Consider the following 16,386-nt stretch of genomic DNA (forward strand, 5'->3'; position numbering starts at 1 on the left):
GGGCCAGGCAGGCCGCGGCAAAGCGCCGCAAAATGGGGGCATGAACCCACCCCGCTATGTCCTCTCGATCCAGTCGCACGTGGCCTACGGCCATGTCGGCAATGCCGCCGCCGTGTTCCCGCTGCAGCGCCTGGGGCTGACGCCGCTGCCCATCCACACGGTGCAGTTTTCCAACCACACCGGCTACGGCGAGTTCAAGGGCCAGGTGTTCAGTGCCGCCCATGTGCTGGAGGTGCTGGACGGCTTGCGCGCCCGCGGTGTGCTCGCGCAGTGTGACGCGGTGCTCTCCGGCTACCTGGGCGACGCCGCCATCGGCGAGGCCATCCTGCAGGCGGTGGCCGAGATCAAGGCCGCCCGCGGCCACCTGTTGTACTGCTGCGACCCGGTGATGGGCGATGTCGGCCGCGGGCTGTTCGTGCGGCCCGGCATCCCGGAATTCCACCGCGGCCGGGCCCTGCCGCAGGCCGACCTGATCACGCCCAACCAGTTCGAGTTCGAGCACTTGCTGGGCCGCCCGGTGATCTCGCGCGACGACGCCGTGACGGCGGCCCGCTCGATGGGCCCGCGCACGGTGGTCATCACCTCGCTGCGCACGCCCGACGTGCCGCCCGACACGCTGGAGACCCTGGCGGTCACCCGCGACGAGGCCTGGACCGTCAGCACGCCGTTCGTGCCGCTGGCGCCGCTGCCCAACGGCATGGGCGATGTCTTCTCGGCCCTGCTGCTGGGCCGGCTGCTGTGCGGCGACGCGTTGCCTGAGGCGCTGTCGCATGCGGTCTCGGCGCTCTACGCGCTGGTGCTGCGCACGCCGGCCGGCTCGCGCGACCTGCCGCTGATTGCCGAGCAGGCCCAGCTGGTGGCGCCCGAACAGCGCTTTGCCGCGCTCGACGTGTCGGTCGGCAGCGCCGCGCTGGGCGGCACCAGCCGGCTGCTGTAGCAAGCCGCCCCCGCAGGCCTCAGGGCAGCGCCGCGACCACCTGCGCCACCGCGGCAGTCAGCCGCTTGGCATAGGGCACGTGCAGGAATTCGTTGGGCCCGTGGGCATTGCTCTTCGGGCCCAGCACGCCGCACACCATCATCTGCGCCTGCGGGAAGCCGGCCTGCAGCATGCTCATCAGCGGGATCGTGCCGCCCTGCCCGATGAAGCCCACCGGCGCGCCGTAGTGTGTGCGCGAGGCGGCGTCCAGCGCCTGGTGCAGCCACGGCGCCAGCGTCGGCGCGTTCCAGCCGGTGGCACCGTGGTCGGCCTCGAAGGTCACCTTGGCCTGGTAGGGCGGGTCCAGCTCCAGCAGGCGCTTGAGCTCCTGCGTGGCCTCGGCGCCGTCCACCGGCGGCGGCAGCCGCAGCGACAGCTTGAAGGCCGAATACGGCCGCAGCACATTGCCGGCGTCCTTCAGGCCGGGGAAGCCTTCCGCGCCCGTCACGCTGAGGGTGGGGTGCCAGGTGCGCCGCAGCAGGGCCTCGGCCGGGTCGGTGGTGCTGGGCAGCACGAACTGGCCGTCGGCACCGCAGGCCCAGGGGTAGCGCTTCCAGACCTCGTCGCCGAGGATCTGTGCCGCTGCACGGGCTTGCTCCACCCGATCGGCCGGGATCTCGCAATGGAAGCTGGCCGGCAGCAGGCGGCCGCTCTTGGCATCCTCCAGCCGGTCGAGCAGCTGGCGCAGGATGCGGAAGCTGGACGGCACCAGGCCGCTGGCATCGCCCGAGTGCACGCCCTCGGTCAGCACCTCGACCTTGAGCACGCCGCTGGCCATGCCGCGCAGCGAGGTGGTGAGCCACAGCTGGTCGTAGTTGCCGGCGCCGGAGTCGAGGCAGACCACCAGGCCCACGTCGCCCAGGCGGTCCTTCAGCACGTCGAGGTAGGCCGGCAGGTCGTAGGAGCCGCTTTCCTCGCAGGTTTCGATCACGCCCACCACCCGCGGGCGGCCCACGCCCTGGCGGTCCAGCGCCTGCAGTGCGGTGATGGAGGCGTAGATGGCATAGCCATCGTCCGCCCCGCCGCGGCCGTAGAGCTTGCCGTCCTCATACTTCGGCGTCCACGGCCCGAGGTCACTGCGCCAGCCGCTGAACTCGGGCTGCTTGTCGAGGTGGCCATACATCAGCACCGTCTTGCCGCTGCCGGAGCGGGTGGCCGGCACGTCGAAGAAGATCACCGGCGTGCGGCCCGGCAGGCGCACCACTTCGAGCTTGAAGCCCGCCAGGCGCTTGCCCTCGGCCCAGGCGGCGGCGCTGCGCACCACGGCATCGATGTAGCCGTTGCGGGCCCAGTCGGGATCGAAGCCGGGCGACTTGGCCGGCACGCGGATGTAGTCGGTCAGGGCGGGAACGATCTCGCGGTCCCAGGTTTCGTCAACATGGGTCTGCAGCGCCGCCACATCGAGCGGCGGCGCGGAGGCAAAGCGGTCCGGGGCATTCATGCAAGGCTCCTGGCGATGGATGAGGTGTAGCGGCCAGTGTAGGCCCGGCCGATGCCGCGTGTGGGCGGCATGGATGCGCGGTCAGCGGGGGCAGTGGCGGTCGAGCCAGGCATCCAGCACGGCGAACACCGCAGCGCGATCGGGCTCGTTGTACAGCTCGTGGTACATGTGGCCGAAGCAGTGCGACTCGACCACCGCCGCACTGGCGCGCTCGGCAAAGGCCGCGCTGCCGGCCGGGCTCACCAGCCGGTCGCTGCCGGCCCACATCAGCAGCGTCGGCACCTGCCATTGCGCGGCCCGCTCGCGCGTGTAGACGCCGGCATCGACCAGGAAGCGCACCAGCCGGGCCGTCACCCGGTCGTGCACCAGCGGGTCGTCGCGGTAGGCGCGCACCACGGCCGGGTCGTGCGAGATGTACTGCGCGTCCAGCCCGTTGCCCAGTGCGACGTTGCGCGCGACCGCATGGGCCGCGGCGAGCAGGGCCCGGTTGAAGGCGCTCAGTCCGGCATCGAGCGCCGGCGAGGACAGCACCAGGCCGTCCACCGGGCGCAGCGCATCGGCCACGAAGCGTGCCGCCACCAGCCCTCCCATGCTGTGGCCGAGCAGCAGCAGCGGGCCGTCGTGGCGGGCCCGCAGCCGGTCGATCACCGCGGCCAGGTCCTGCAGCAGGTCGTCCGGGCGCGCCAGGCCGCCGCGTGGCCCCTGCGACCGGCCATGGCCCCGATGGTCGTAGCTCTCCACCGAGAAGCCGGCCGCCCGCAGGTGCTGCCCGACCTGCTCGTAGCGCCCGCTGTGCTCGCCCAGGCCGTGCACCAGCAGCACCGTGCCGCGCGGCCGTCCCGGCGGCGCGGGCCAGCTGCGCAGCGCGAGGCGGGTGCCGTCGGCCACGGTGAGCTCGGACAAGGTGCTGGCGGCGGAGGACGAGGGGACGGCGCTCATGGTCGGCGCAGTGTAAGGAGGCCGGACGGCGCGCACCACCGGGTCAGCCCCGAGGCCGCCAGCCCAGGCCGCGACGGGTGCCGCCCGGTTCGCTGCCGGCACGCGGCCGGTATTCGCAGCCGATCCAGCCGGCATAGCCAAGCGCGTCGATCAGCTCGAACAGCCAGGGGTAGTGCAGTTCGCCGATGTCGGGCTCATGCCGGTCCGGCACGCCGGCGATCTGCAGGTGGGCCACCCGGCCGCCCGGCAGCCAGCGCCGGAGCTGGGTCGAAATGTCGCCTTCCACGATCTGGCAGTGGTACAGGTCCATCTGGACCGACAGCGCCTGGGCGCCCACCAGCGCCACGATCTCGTGCGCATGGTCCTGCCGGTTGAGGAAATAGCCTGGCATGTCGCGCAGGTTGATCGGCTCGATGTTCAAACCGCAGCCCGCGCTCGCGGCCTGCCCGGCCGCCCAGGTGAGATTGGCCACATACAGGTCCTGCAACGCGGCGCGGTCGGCGCCTGGCGGCATGCGTCCCGCCATCACGTGCACACGGGGGCAGGACAGGGCCGCCGCATAGTCGAGCGCCGCCTCGATGCTGCGCCGGAAGTCGTCCTGCCGCCCTGGCAGGCAGGCGAGGCCGCGCTCGCCCTGCTCCCAGTCGCCCGGCGGCGCATTGATCAGGACCTGCTGCAGCCCGTTGGCGGCCAGCCGCGAAGCGACCTCGGCCGCCGGATGGGCGTAGGGAAACAGGCACTCGACCGCCTCGAAGCCGTCTTGTGCCGCGGCGGCAAAGCGGTCCAGGAAGGCATGCTCCGGGTAGAGCATCGAGAGGTTGGCGGCAAAGCGAGGCATCGGCGGCAACCCGGGACACGGGTGAAACAGGGTGGCGGGCAGCCTACCTCAGTCGGCCCAGCGAAGCCCAGCGGAGGGCTGGCGAAAAGTTGGCACGGCGATTGCTGCTATGTCCTCAGTGGTTTATGGCGCCCCGGACGTATACCGGCCCGCTCCTCCCTCTCCGACCCTCCCTCACCTAGCTTGGGCGGTCCGGGTTCGGGGCGCCTTTTGTCTGTGGCCCCCCTGGCGCATGCCGCCGGGGGGCGCTTCTTGCGGAAACGCCGGCAAGCTTTACTGCCGAGGGGTGTTTCCGGCTTCCCCATCCCCAAAATGCCTCTTCAGCACGGCTTGTGCGCTTGCAGCGCCGCCCGCGCCGTTCAGGCCGCGCTGCCCGCTCCCTCCTGCACGGTCACCCACCAGACGCCGTCACGGGCCTCGATGTCGAATCGCACTGGCAAGAACTGCTGTATCACGCGGCAATTTGTACGGGAGTGCTCGGTCATTTCACTGGCGGTATAGCGGCCGCCCCCGGCGAGCGCCATCAGCAACGCCAGCTGGTCGCACAAGTGCGGGCCAACGGCTGCGGTGCTGGCCTGGTAGTCGCGCAGCTCGGCGAGCAGACGGGCGCCGACCTGCTCGGCCGGCAAGCCCCGCTCGCCGAACTGCGTGAACACCTCGGTGGTGTGTTCATGCACGAGGGTGGCCATCAGGACATTGCCCGGTCCTTCGTTCTGGCGCATGCCCGGCAAGCGCAGCTGCCCGGCGCTCCAGCCGAGCGCTTGCTGCAGGACCTGCAGCTCCCGCTGCCCGACACCGCGCGGCATGCCGGCCACCAGGCTCTCGGCATAGGCCTCGCGCAGCGGCCCGCGCGTGGTCAGCTCCAGCGGCTGCAGCCGGCTGCCGCCCTGCACGCTGGCACAGACGACCCCGCCCCCGGCGGGATAGAAGCCATGGCGCTTGAGCTCCAGGGACACTTCGCCGCCCATGCGCCGCAACAGCGGCAACCAGGCGCGCTCGAGGAAGTGGAAAGGCGGCGCCATCGGATTGTGGGTGCCGCCGCTCAGCTCGATGCGGCTCGGCGCACCTGCCATCAGCAGCGGGGGCAGGACAGTCTGCAGCACCAGCGTGCAACTGCCGGCGCTGGAAATGGCGAAACGATAGTCGCCGGCGCGCACCGGGCCGGGCCGGAAAGCGAGCGTCTGCGAGCCGAGCTCGGCCCCGTCCACCTCGGCAGCGCTGATCTCCGCGGCAGCCTGGACGCAGACCAGGTGCTGGCGCATCAGGCCGGGCTTGGCCCGGCGGGCGCGGATGTGATTGATGTGCAGCGGCCGGCCGGTGAGCATGGACAGCGCCAGCGAGGTGCGCAGGACCTGCCCGCCGCCTTCGCCTTCGGAGCCGTCGAGCGTGACAGCGGATTGCAGATGCGTGTTCATGGCTTGTTCTTTTCCTTGTTGTTCAGTGCGGCCAGGGCGGCCTGGCGGGCCAGCCCCGCCAGATGCGCCGCACGCGCCTGGGCGCGCCGTTCGCGCTGGCGCTCGCGACAGGCGGCGCAGCGTACCGCGGTGCTCCAGATCGACCCCTTGGCCACCTCATACCACCACTTCTGGCGCTCGGCACGCCAGACACAGGCGATGCCGCAATCGCGGCACCGAAAGGGGCGATCCACATAGAAGTCCGGCAGCGGGCTGCAGAGGCAGTTGTGGCGCAGCTGCGACGGCGTCGCGGCCACCGCACCGGCCGGCAAGCTGCCGGTCCGGGTGTCCTGGCCCGGCCAGCACCTGGCGGTGCGGGCGCGCTGCCTGCGGCGCGCGAGGATTTCGACGCGGCGCTGTTTTCCGCTTTTCATCTTTTTCATCTTCTTGTCCCTCTCCCGGCGAAGGGCCACCTCCGGCCCGGGGCGGCCGCTAGCCCTTCACGCACACCACCTGCTTCAGCGTGTGCACCACCTCCACCAGGTCGCGCTGGGCTTCCATGACCGCGTCGATGTCCTTGTAGGCCATCGGAATCTCGTCGATCACGTCCTTGTCCTTGCGGCACTCCACACCTTCGGTGGCGGCACGATGGTCGGCCAGGGTGTAGCGGCGCTTGGCCTCGCCGCGGCTCATCGTGCGGCCAGCGCCGTGCGAGCAGCTCTCGAAGCTCTCCGGGTTGCCCTTGCCGCGCACGATGTAGCTGCGCGCGCCCATGCTGCCGGGGATGATGCCCAGCTCGCCCTTCTTCGCGCTCACGGCGCCCTTGCGGGTGACGTAGACGTCCTCGTTGAAGTGGCGCTCCTTCTGCACGTAGTTGTGGTGGCAGTTCACCGCCTCGATGTGGCTCTGGAAGTTCTTGCGGATCACGGTCTTCGCGGCCTCGATCACGCGGCGCATCATCACCTCGCGGTTGAGCTGTGCGAACTTCTGGGCCCAGCTCACCGCACGCACGTAGTCCCCGAAGTAGCGGGAGCCTTCCTCGAAGTACGCCAGGTCGCGGTCCGGCAGGTTGGCCTGGTGACGCATGGCGTCCTGCTTGGCCAGCTCGATGAACATCGTGCCGATGGCGTTGCCCACGCCACGCGAGCCGGAGTGCAGCATGAACCAGACGAAGCCTTCCTCGTCCAGGCAGACCTCGATGAAGTGGTTGCCGGTGCCCAGCGTGCCGAGGTGGTTGCGGTGGTTGGTCTTCTCCAGCTTCGGGTAGTCGCGGCACAGCTCGGTGAACTCCGGCTCCAACTGCGCCCAGGCCGTGTCCACCGCGCCCGGCACCTTGTGCCAGGCGCCGGGGTCGCGCGCACCGGGTGAGCGGCCGTGCGGCACCGCACGCTCGATGGCCGAGCGCAGCGGACCCAGGTTGTCCGGCAGGTCCGAGGCCGACAGCGTGGTCTTGGCCGCGATCATCCCGCAGCCGATGTCCACGCCGACCGCCGCGGGGATGATGGCCTTCAGCGTGGGGATCACCGAGCCGACGGTCGCGCCGATGCCCAGGTGCACGTCCGGCATGGCCGCGATGTGCTTGAACACCACCGGCAGGCGGGCGGCATTGGCGAGCTGGCGCTTCGCCTCGTCCTCCACCGGCACGCCGCGCGTCCACATCTTCACCGGCACGCCACCGGCCACGTCTTCGATGTTGTAGTTCTGTTCCGTCATGAGCTTCTCCTTGCATCCGGCCGCCCGTGCCGCGCCTTGCGACATCGGCCCGCGGCCTGTGCCATTTCATTTGCACGGGCCGTGCCAACTCGTTGCCACTGTCTGCATTGATCGGTAAGACGTTGATGCTCCAGCACTTTTTTGCACGGCAGGCAGCATCCGACGGAAACCCACCTGCTCGCTTCACTAGAATCGGAGCTAGTTCACTAGCAAACTGTCTCATGAAGAAGAGAAAGGTCGTCATCGGCTTCCTCGGCTCGCAGCTCGACGGCGGCATGGGTTCCGGCCGTTGGGAGAAGTGGCGGCCCACGGTCTCGCTGGTGCAGCATCCCGACTTCGTCGTCGACCGCATCGAGCTGCTCTACACCCCGCGGCATGCCGAGCTGATGCAGACGGTGAGCGCCGACATTGCCCAGGTGTCCCCCGACACCCGGGTGCGGCCGGCGGAGCTCGAACTGGCCGACCCCTGGGACTTCGGTGAGGTGTATGGCGCGCTCTACGACTGGGCTCGCAGCTACACCTTCCGGCCCGACCAGGAGGAGTACTGGGCCCATATCACCACCGGCACCCATGTGGCCCAGATCTGCCTCTTCCTGCTGGTGGAGTCGCGCTTCATCCCCGGCGTGCTGCTGCAGAGCGCGCCGCCCAAGCGGCAGCGCGAAGGCGACCCCGGCAGCTACACGCTGATCGACCTCGACCTGTCGCGCTATGACGCGCTGGCCCAGCGCTTCGAGCGGGAGCAACGCGAGGCGGTGAGCTTCCTGAAGTCCGGCATCGCCACCCGCAATGCGCGCTTCAACACACTGATCGAGGAGGTCGAACAGGTGGCGATGCGCTCGCGCGCTCCCATTCTCTTCACCGGCCCCACCGGTGCCGGCAAGTCACTGCTGGCACGCCGCATCTATGAGCTGAAGAAGGCCCGCCACCAGGTGCAGGGCCCTTTCGTGGAGGTGAACTGCGCGACGCTGCAGGGCGATGGCGCGGCCTCGGCGCTGTTCGGCCACAAGCGCGGCGCCTTCACCGGCGCCGCCAGCGACCGTGCCGGCCTGCTGCGCAGCGCCGACCAGGGCGTGCTGTTCCTCGACGAGATCGGTGAGCTGGGCCTGGACGAGCAGGCGATGCTGCTCAAGGCCGTGGAGGAAAAGCGCTTCTACCCGGTCGGCGCCGACCGCGAGGTGGCGAGTGATTTCCAGCTGGTGGCAGGCACCAACCGCGACCTGCGCGAAGCGGTGGCGGCCGGCGCCTTTCGCGACGACCTGTTCGCCCGCATCAACCTGTGGAGCTACGAGCTGCCCGGGCTGGCGCAACGCAGCGAGGACATCGAGCCCAACCTGGAATTCATGCTCGCGCAGGCGGCCCTCGAGCTGGGCCGGCAGGTGCGCTTCAATGCCGAAGCGAAGACACGCTTCCTGCGTTTCGCGACCTCGCCGGACGCGGTGTGGCGGGGGAATTTCCGCGACCTGGCCGCCTCGGTGACCCGCATGGCGACGCTGGCCGAGGGCGGTCGCATCGCCGAGGCGCTGGTCGATGCCGAGATCACCCGCCTGCGCTGGCTGTGGCAACGGGCGGCGGACCGGCCTAACGGGAGCGAGGGCGCTGCCGGACTCGACGGCCTGCTGGATCCCGCCACGCTGCAGCGCCTGGACCTGTTCGACCGCCTGCAGCTGGCGTCCGTGGTCACGGTGTGCCGCGGTGCCGCGACGCTCTCGGAAGCCGGCCGCAGCTTGTTCAATGTCTCGCGGGAGCAGCGCAGCGTGGTGAACGATGCCGACCGGCTGCGCAAGTACCTGGCTCGCCATGGCCTCAGCTGGGAGCAGATCAAAGGCGGCCCGTCAGGCTGAGTGCCGAGTGCAGAACGGCGCCGCCCGGGGCGGCCGCGACCGCACCCAGCCGGCCCGGCCGCGGCGCTGGGGCCGGCCTCGGCCGCTTGAGCGGGCCGTTCTGCCTGCCGGGCACAAGCCGTGCATTTCCTCCAGTCCTACACGCCGATGCGGCGGCGCCGACAGACGCCGCACCCGCCGGCGGCGACGCTCACAGCGCCCGGCCGCCACATCCGCAGCGCGGCCGCCCCTTGAGTGGAGGTCTGTCATGCCGCACCGACTGCCTTCTTTGACGACCGCTTGCCAGGACGAGCGGTCCATGTCCCCCTGCCTGCCCGCCCGGCGCCACCCGGGCTGGCGGCGCTGGTGCGGCCTGTTGTGCGCCGGCGCGCTGGCGAGCGGCGCCGCACTGGCCGGCGAGGCCAGCGTGGCGCCCGCCGCTGCGGCGCTATCGGCACCTGCGCCGGCTGCCACGCTCGATGGCGAAACCTTGGCGCTGGCCCAGCCCGGCATGCCGTCTGACGACCCGGCAGCCGCACCGGCCGAGGTGGCCGCCGCCGCGCTCGAGTCCGTGCCCGGCCCACCCGAGGCGGTCGCTGCCGCGCCGATCCACGGGCCGCTGGCCAGCCCCCGGCTGACGGTGCTGGGTGGCAGCGGCTCCCTGCTGCCCGGCATGCTGCGCGGCGGGCACTGGCAGCTCGCGCCTGGCTTTGGATGGCAGGGCCCCTTGTCGGCCCGGGCACTGCCCGGCCAGGCGGAGCCGCAGGGTTGGCGCGACGGCGTCAACCTCGAATGGTCGCCCTCGCCGGCGGCGCGCTGGGCCCTCGCGCGTGGCGGCCTGCGGCTGAAATTCGACGAGCACTCCAGCCTGTCGCTGCGGCTGCGCCGCCACGGCATCGGTGCCTATTGGCGGGCCCGGTTCTGACCGTTTCGCGTCAACCCCGCGCGAACTTGAACACCGCCACGCTGGACAACAGGTTGGGGCGAAAGCGCACCGGCCGGCCCTGGCGAATGCCGAAGCCGTCCAGCACCTGCAGCCCGTTCTTGCGCGCCAGCACCTCGAAGTCGGCATACGTGCCGACCCGGATGTTCGGCGTGTTGTACCACTCGTAAGGCAGTGCCCGGGTCACCGGCATGCGGCCCGACAGCACGCGCAAGCGGTTCGGCCAGTGGGCGAAATTCGGAAAGCTCACGATGCCGATGCGGCCGACCCGAGCCGTCTCGCGCAGCATCGACTCGGTATTGCGCAGGTGCTGCAGGGTGTCGAGCTGCAGCACCACGTCGAAGCTCTGGTCCTCGAAGATGGCCAGGCCTTCCTCCAGGTTGAGCTGGATGACGTTGACGCCGCGCTGGGTGCAGGCCAGCACCTTGGCATCGTCGATCTCGATGCCGTAGCCGGTGCACTGCCGGTGTTCGCGCAGGTGGGCCAGCAGCTCGCCGCGACCGCAGCCCAGGTCGAGCACCCGCGAGCCGGGCGGCACCAGGCTCGCGATCAGTTCCAGGTCCTTGCGCTCGCTCATGGCCGTCCTCCCGTGCGCGGCAGCGTCCTTGCCTTCATACGCCCACCTCCTGGCCGATGCGGTCGAAATACGCCTTCAGCACCCCGTGGTAGCGCGGGTCGTCCAGCAGGAAGGCATCGTGGCCGTGCGGCGCGTCGATCTCGGCGTAGCTGACGTCGCGCCGGTTGTCGAGCAGCGCCTTGACGATCTCGCGCGAGCGGGCCGGCGAGAAACGCCAGTCGGTCGTGAAGCTGACCAGCAGGAACTTGGCGGTGGCCGCCGCCATCGCGCGCGCCAGGTCGCCGCCGTGCTCGCGGGCGGGATCGAAATAGTCGAGCGCCCGGGTGATCAGCAAGTAGGTGTTGGCGTCGAAGTACTCGCTGAACTTGTCACCCTGGTGCCGCAGGTAGCTCTCGATCTGGAACTCGATCTCCTGCGTGCTGTAGCCCAGCTCGGCGGCCCGCAGCTCGCGGCCGAACTTGGCCTCCATCACGTCGTCGCTGAGGTAGGTGATGTGGCCGATCATGCGCGCCACCCGCAGGCCCCGCTTGGGCACCACGCCGTGGGCGTAGTAATGCCCACCGTGGAAGTCGGGGTCGGTGACGATGGCGCGCCGGGCCACTTCGTTGAAGGCGATGTTCTGCGCCGACAGGTTGGGCGCGGTCGCGATGGCCACGCAGTGCCGCAGCCGCTGCGGAAACTGCAGCGCCCAGCTCAGCGCCTGCATGCCGCCGAGGCTGCCGCCCAGCACCGCCGCCAGCTGCGTGATGCCCAGCGCCTGCAGCAGCCGGGCCTGCGCCTGCACCCAGTCCTCCACCGTCACCACCGGAAAGTCGGCGCCCCAGGGGCGGTCGGTGGCCGGGTTTGGATGGGTGGGGCCGGTCGAGCCGAAGCAGGAGCCGGGGTTGTTGATGCCGATGACGAAGAACCGGTCGGTGTCCAGCGGCTTGCCGGGGCCGACCAGGTTGTCCCACCAGCCTTCGCTGCGCGGCTGGCCTTCGTAGGTGCCCGCCACATGGTGCGAGGCATTGAGCGCATGGCACACCAGCACCGCGTTGCTCTTGTCCGCGTTGAGGCGGCCGTAGGTCTCGTAGACCAGGGTGTAGTTGGACAACTGGGCGCCGCTGCGCAGCGGCAGGGGGGCGTCGAAGGACATCGACGCGGGAGTGACGTGACCGAGCGATCCCATGAGCCTTAGACAACAAAAAACCCGGCATCACGCTAGAGGTGAGACCGGGTTTTTCGACCGCCCCCTTTAGCTGCATTTATAAGGCGCCCGCAAGCCGGAACAAATCAGCGCCGGCGGCCAGTATAGCGGGACGCCGCGCCGTGTGGGGCAGCGCCGCAGGAGGGGGCAGCAGCGGGGCGGCAGCTCAGGCGGTGGGCGTGCCGTCGCCGTGGCATTTCTTGTACTTCTTGCCGCTGCCGCACGGGCAGGGATCGTTGCGGCCGGGCTCGGCCTGCTTGCGCACCTGCTTCACCGGCCGCCGCGAGGCCCGCTCGCGCCAGAAGTCACGCAGGTCGTAGACCGACCACAGCGCATCGGCCAGCCGCTCGTCACGGCTCATCTCGCGCTGCTCGGGCGCCAGCTCGTCCTCGTCGCTGGCCAGCACCTCGAAGGTCTGCAGGCAGCCGTCGACGAATTCGTTGCCCGGGTCGTCCACCGGCAGCAGCCAGTCGTCCTCGAACGCATCGACCGCCTGCAGGAAGCCGCTGGCCCAGACGGCGCCCAGCGCCGGCACGTCACCGAAGGCGGCCCGCTCCTCCTCGGGCGTGTGCTCGATCACCGCGTCCCAGTCGGTCAGCAAGGGCTGCAGCGCGCGGTCGTCGTCGAGGCGCTGCACCGGCGCGTCGATGGACTGCAGCACCGCCTGCCAGCGCCGCTCGATGAGTGACATCACCTGCGCCGCCTGGGCGTCGTCGGCAAACGGCAGTGGCTCGCCCAGCGCGGCAAGCGCCTCGGCCAGCGGCAGCTGCCGGGGGCCGCAGGCCAGGGCGGCCAGGAAGCCGTCGAGTTGTTCCAGGTCGGGCACCGTCTCGCTGCGGGCGCTGATCTCGGTCAGCAGTGCGTCGAGTTGGTCAAGGTCGTCGTCAGTCAGGGCGGGGGTGGCGTTTTTCATCTCGGCATCCAGCGTGCAATCCTGGATTGTCGCAGCCGCGCGCGACCCCGCAGCGAGGGTGGTGGTGGAGAGGCCGGCGGGCACGATCGCCGCTGCATGGCAAGAATGGCCACGCCCCCATCCGTGGGGATGCGTCCCATGACCCGGTCCTTTAGGATGACTTTCACCCCACAACCCTTCTACCTGCCACTCCCGTGCTGACCGTCTACCTCGTCGAAGACGATCCCCTGCTCGCCCGCCATGTGCTCGACGCGCTGGGCCGCGCGGAGGGCATGCGCTGCCTGGGCCATGCCGACCGGCTGGCGCAGGCCCGCAGCGAACTGCCGCAATGCCGGCCGCAGGTGCTGCTGTCCGACCTCGGTTTGCCCGACGGCGACGGCACGGAGCTGATCCGCGAACTGGGCGGCCCGGCATCGACCTGGCAGCCGCACATGCTGGTGTATTCGGTGTTCGGCGACGAGAACCGGGTGATCCACGCGATCGAGGCCGGTGCCGATGGCTATTTCCTGAAGGGCTGCCCCGACCTGGAACTGATCCAGGCCATCCACGGCGCCTCGCAGGGCGAATCGCCGATCGCGCCGGCCATTGCCCGGCACCTGCTCAAGCGCTTCGCGGCGGTGGCCGAGGACCAGGCCGAGCGCGGCAGCGAGCTGTCGCCTTCCGAGCAGGCGGTGCTCAAGCTGGTCGCGCAGGGCTATGTCAGCGAAGAAGTCGCCGAGCGCCTGGCGATGACTGCGCAGGGCGTCGGCCGGCAGGTGCGCGGCATCTACGCCAAGCTGCGCCAGCTCCACCGCCCGGCGGCGGCCACCCTCCCTGGCTGAGATGGCCGCCCTGGCGCTGCTGCGACTGCTGGCGCCGCTGTTGTGCCTGCTCGCCGGATGCACCGCCTGGAGCGCACCGGCCGAGGCGGCGGGTGCCGTGCGCGTGCAGCGCGCCTGGCTCACCGAGCATGGCCAGCCAGCCACCGTCGAACGCGAGGTGCAGCTGCCCGACGCCTGGGAGCACACCGCGCCGGAGCGCGACGGCCGGGTCAGCTACCGGCTCGACGTGCCGGACGCGGCACTGCAGGTGGAGCGGCCGGCGCTGTTCATGCGGCGGGTCGGCAATGTCTTTCGCGTCTACCTCAACGGCCAGTCGGTGCTGGACGTGGGCGACGACCGCCGGCCCTTGTCCAACTACGGGCAGGAGCCGCAGTTCGTCGGCCTGCCCAAGGCCCTGGTCCGGCCCAGCGGCAACCGCCTGGTGATCGACGTCATCGGCCAGCCGCGCCGCGAGGCCGGCCTGTCGAGCGTCTGGGTCGGCCACGACCGCGAGCTGGAGCCGCTCTATGAGCATGCGATGAACGTGCAGGTGCGCGGCAGCTGGCTGCTGATGAGCGCCAGCAGCACCCTGGGCGTGCTCGGCCTGCTGGTGGCCTGGCGTACCCGCCAGTCGATGTATGGCTGGTTCGCCGCCGCCAACCTGGTGTGGGCCTGGCGCATTGGCGCCTTGAGCCTGCACCATCCGGGCGAATGGGCCTGGCCCCTGCAGCTGGCCTTCGAGCTGTCGTACAGCCTGTTCGTCGCGACGATCGCGATGTTCCTGCTGGCCATGGTGCAGCGCGACCACCGCGTCGGCCGCCGGCTGCTCGGCTTCTACATGGCCTGCTCGGTGCTGTTGTGCTGCATCAACGCGCTGGTCAACCTGCCACTGCTGCGCACCCTGCAGCTCCTGCTGACGCTGCTGGTGACCACCGGCATGGCGATCTACCTGGCGCACTACTCGGTGCAGGAGCGCTCGCGCACCGGCGCGCTGCTGTGCCTGAGCGCGCTGGCCGGCGTCGCCTTCGGCGCGCGCGACTGGGTGGCGTTTCGCCTGCTGCACGACTACGACGCCTACACCTGGGCCCGCTACGCCATCGTGCTGCTGCTGTTCGTGATGGGCTGGCGCCTGGTGGAGGACTACGCCAGCACACTGCTGCGGCTGCGCGACCTGAACCGCAACCTGCAGGACACGCTGGACAACAAGCAGCGCGAGCTGGAGCAGCTGTTCGACACCCGCCGCGAGATCGAGCGCCAGCAGGCCGCCAGTGCCGAGCGCGACCGCATCCTGCGCGAGATGCACGACGGCCTGGGCGGCCGCCTGGTGGGCGCGATCGCGCTGGCCCACCAGCTGAGCCAGCCGCAAGCCGATGCCAACGCCACGGCACCGGCGCTGCAGGAGCTGCGCCTGGCGCTGGACGACTGCCTGACCGAGCTGCGCCTGTCGCTCGATTCGCTGGAGGCGGAGCGCCGCACGCTGGGCGAAGCGCTGGCCGAAATGCGCTTTCGCATCGAACCCTCGCTGCGGGCCGCCGGCATCCGGCTGGTCTGGACGGTGGACGACGCGGCCATGAACACCGAGCTGGCCCCCGGCGAGACGCTGCAGGTGCTGCGCATCGTGCGCGAGGCCTTCACCAACATCATCAAGCATGCCCAGGCGAGCGTGGTGCACCTGACGCTGCGCGAGCAGCAAGGCCGGCTGGCCTTGAGCGTGCTGGACAACGGGCGGCTGCAGCGCTCCACGCCGAACGCTTGCGCGCCGGCCGGCATGCCGAGCGGCAAGCGCGGGCTCAGCAACATGCGCAAGCGCGCCGACGGCCTGGGCGCCGAGCTGGAGATGGGCCCGCATCCGGAAGGCTGGTCGGTGTGCTTGAAATTGCCGCCACGCGCGGCGCCGAGCACACCGGGCGGCGCCTGAGCCAGCCGCGGCCCATTGGCCACCCGCACCCTGGCGCGGGCCACCGACACGGGCGGCCCGCGGGCGTGGCCGGCCCGAAACCGCTCAGCAGCGGCCGTGGGGTGGGCATGAAAAACGCCGCCCGCAGGCGGCGTGGTCATCGGCCTGCGTGGCCCGCTCAGTTGGGCTGCGGCGGCACCGTGTCGATGAAACTCTGGCGCAGCGAGAGCTTGTCGTAGAGGCGACCCAGGTTGGGATAGTCGTGCCGCCAGTCGATCTGCGGGAAGCGGAAGTCGAGATACCCGAGGGCGCAGCCAACCGCCACGTCGGCCAGCGTGAAATGGATGCCAGCGCACCAGTTGCGGTCACCCAGCCCCTGGCTCATGGCCTTGGTGCTGGCATGCACCTTCTGCATCTGGCGGTCCACCCAGGCCGGGCAGCGCTGCAGGTCGGTGCGGCCGGGCCAGGTCTGCTCCAGGCGAGCCAGGATGCTGGCGTCGAGCAGGCCATCGGCCAGCGCCTCCCAGGTGCGCACCTCGACCCGTTCGCGGCCGGTGGCCGGAATCATGCGGCCGACCGGGGACAGCGTGTCGAGGTACTCCACGATGACCCGCGAATCGAACACCGCCTCGCCGCCTTCCATCACCAGGCAGGGCACTTTTCCGAGGGGGTTCGACTCGCTGATGGCGGTGCCGGCGGCCCACACATCCTCGAGTTCCAGCTTGTAGTCGAGCTTCTTCTCCGCCATCACGATGCGCACCTTGCGCACGTAGGGGCTGGTCAGCGATCCGATCAATTTCATGATGTGACTGCGATGGTGTGTCGCCGATTCTAGGGTGAGTCCCCGCAATGGGGGGTGTCGGCGCCGCGACACATTCCCCTGGGCAGCGAAAGGCGGTGCTACAGTGCCTGCAAAAAGCAGGCCCTCGGAGAGCCCGCTTCTGCACGG

The 16,386-nt window shown here is 70.4% G+C and carries 15 protein-coding genes and 1 riboswitch; of the genes, 5 read left to right on the top strand and 10 right to left on the bottom strand.

The genetic code is table 11. The features are described from left to right. Positions 1–40: 40 nt before the first annotated feature. Positions 41–937, top strand: a complete 897-nt coding sequence (gene pdxY / locus N7L95_RS14355; RefSeq protein ID WP_301255927.1) for a pyridoxal kinase PdxY — start codon at positions 41–43, stop codon at positions 935–937. A gap of 19 nt (positions 938–956) precedes the next feature. On the opposite strand, the gene N7L95_RS14360 is transcribed toward pdxY, so the two are convergent. The 6 genes from N7L95_RS14360 to N7L95_RS14385 form a co-directional block, all read right to left on the bottom strand. Further along, entirely contained in the window at positions 957–2,417 is a 1,461-nt protein-coding gene (locus tag N7L95_RS14360; RefSeq protein WP_301255928.1) for a M20 family metallopeptidase, read from the bottom strand. An 81-nt stretch (positions 2,418–2,498) separates the two neighbouring features. After that, positions 2,499–3,356, bottom strand: a complete 858-nt coding sequence (locus N7L95_RS14365; RefSeq protein ID WP_301255929.1) for an alpha/beta hydrolase — start codon at positions 3,354–3,356, stop codon at positions 2,499–2,501. Between the two features lie 43 nt (positions 3,357–3,399). Continuing rightward, positions 3,400–4,194, bottom strand: coding sequence for a 2-oxo-tetronate isomerase (gene otnI / locus N7L95_RS14370; RefSeq protein ID WP_301255930.1), 795 nt, complete (start codon positions 4,192–4,194; stop codon positions 3,400–3,402). 359 nt (positions 4,195–4,553) lie between these two features. After that, complete coding sequence (rtcA, locus tag N7L95_RS14375) at positions 4,554–5,609, bottom strand: RNA 3'-terminal phosphate cyclase (RefSeq protein WP_301255931.1); 1,056 nt, start codon at positions 5,607–5,609, stop codon at positions 4,554–4,556. Then, complete coding sequence (locus N7L95_RS14380; protein ID WP_301255932.1) at positions 5,606–6,022, bottom strand: zinc-ribbon domain containing protein; 417 nt, start codon at positions 6,020–6,022, stop codon at positions 5,606–5,608. Before N7L95_RS14380 ends, rtcA begins: the two co-directional genes overlap by 4 nt. 58 nt (positions 6,023–6,080) lie before the next feature. Further along, complete coding sequence (locus N7L95_RS14385) at positions 6,081–7,301, bottom strand: RtcB family protein (protein ID WP_301255933.1); 1,221 nt, start codon at positions 7,299–7,301, stop codon at positions 6,081–6,083. Between the two features lie 221 nt (positions 7,302–7,522). Here N7L95_RS14385 and rtcR point away from each other — a divergent pair, with 221 nt between their 5' ends. Together rtcR and N7L95_RS14395 are read left to right on the top strand one after the other, a co-directional pair. After that, the gene (gene rtcR, locus N7L95_RS14390) at positions 7,523–9,142 is read left to right on the top strand and encodes an RNA repair transcriptional activator RtcR (protein ID WP_301255934.1); all 1,620 of its coding nucleotides are present in this window, start codon (positions 7,523–7,525) and stop codon (positions 9,140–9,142) included. Positions 9,143–9,440: 298 nt separating this feature from the next. Continuing rightward, positions 9,441–10,046: a hypothetical protein gene (locus N7L95_RS14395; protein ID WP_301255935.1), complete on the top strand. Its 606-nt coding sequence runs from the start codon at positions 9,441–9,443 to the stop codon at positions 10,044–10,046. A 10-nt stretch (positions 10,047–10,056) separates the two neighbouring features. Here N7L95_RS14395 and metW read toward each other — a convergent pair whose 3' ends face one another. The 3 genes from metW to N7L95_RS14410 all read right to left on the bottom strand — a co-directional run bounded on the left by metW (position 10,057) and on the right by N7L95_RS14410 (position 12,740). Continuing rightward, positions 10,057–10,641, bottom strand: coding sequence for a methionine biosynthesis protein MetW (gene metW, locus N7L95_RS14400; protein WP_301255936.1), 585 nt, complete (start codon positions 10,639–10,641; stop codon positions 10,057–10,059). A gap of 34 nt (positions 10,642–10,675) precedes the next feature. Then, on the bottom strand, positions 10,676–11,809 hold the full coding sequence (metX, locus tag N7L95_RS14405) for a homoserine O-succinyltransferase MetX (RefSeq protein WP_301255937.1): 1,134 nt from the start codon (positions 11,807–11,809) through the stop codon (positions 10,676–10,678). A gap of 45 nt (positions 11,810–11,854) precedes the next feature. Further along, positions 11,855–11,930: riboswitch (SAM riboswitch) on the bottom strand. Between the two features lie 63 nt (positions 11,931–11,993). After that, positions 11,994–12,740, bottom strand: coding sequence for a YecA/YgfB family protein (locus tag N7L95_RS14410; protein ID WP_301255938.1), 747 nt, complete (start codon positions 12,738–12,740; stop codon positions 11,994–11,996). Positions 12,741–12,934: 194 nt separating this feature from the next. Between N7L95_RS14410 and N7L95_RS14415 the strand changes: the two genes are divergently transcribed. Further along, positions 12,935–13,561 carry a response regulator gene (locus N7L95_RS14415; RefSeq protein WP_301255939.1) on the top strand — a complete coding sequence of 209 codons (627 nt, stop codon included), beginning with the start codon at positions 12,935–12,937 and terminating at the stop codon, positions 13,559–13,561. Between the two features lies 1 nt (position 13,562). Next, entirely contained in the window at positions 13,563–15,458 is a 1,896-nt protein-coding gene (locus N7L95_RS14420; protein ID WP_301255940.1) for a sensor histidine kinase, read from the top strand. A gap of 157 nt (positions 15,459–15,615) precedes the next feature. On the opposite strand, the gene N7L95_RS14425 is transcribed toward N7L95_RS14420, so the two are convergent. Next, complete coding sequence (locus tag N7L95_RS14425; RefSeq protein ID WP_301255941.1) at positions 15,616–16,239, bottom strand: glutathione S-transferase N-terminal domain-containing protein; 624 nt, start codon at positions 16,237–16,239, stop codon at positions 15,616–15,618. Between the last annotated feature and the right edge of the window lie 147 nt (positions 16,240–16,386).

The organism is Eleftheria terrae (assembly GCF_030419005.1).
GTDB classification, from domain to species: domain Bacteria; phylum Pseudomonadota; class Gammaproteobacteria; order Burkholderiales; family Burkholderiaceae_C; genus Caldimonas; species Caldimonas terrae.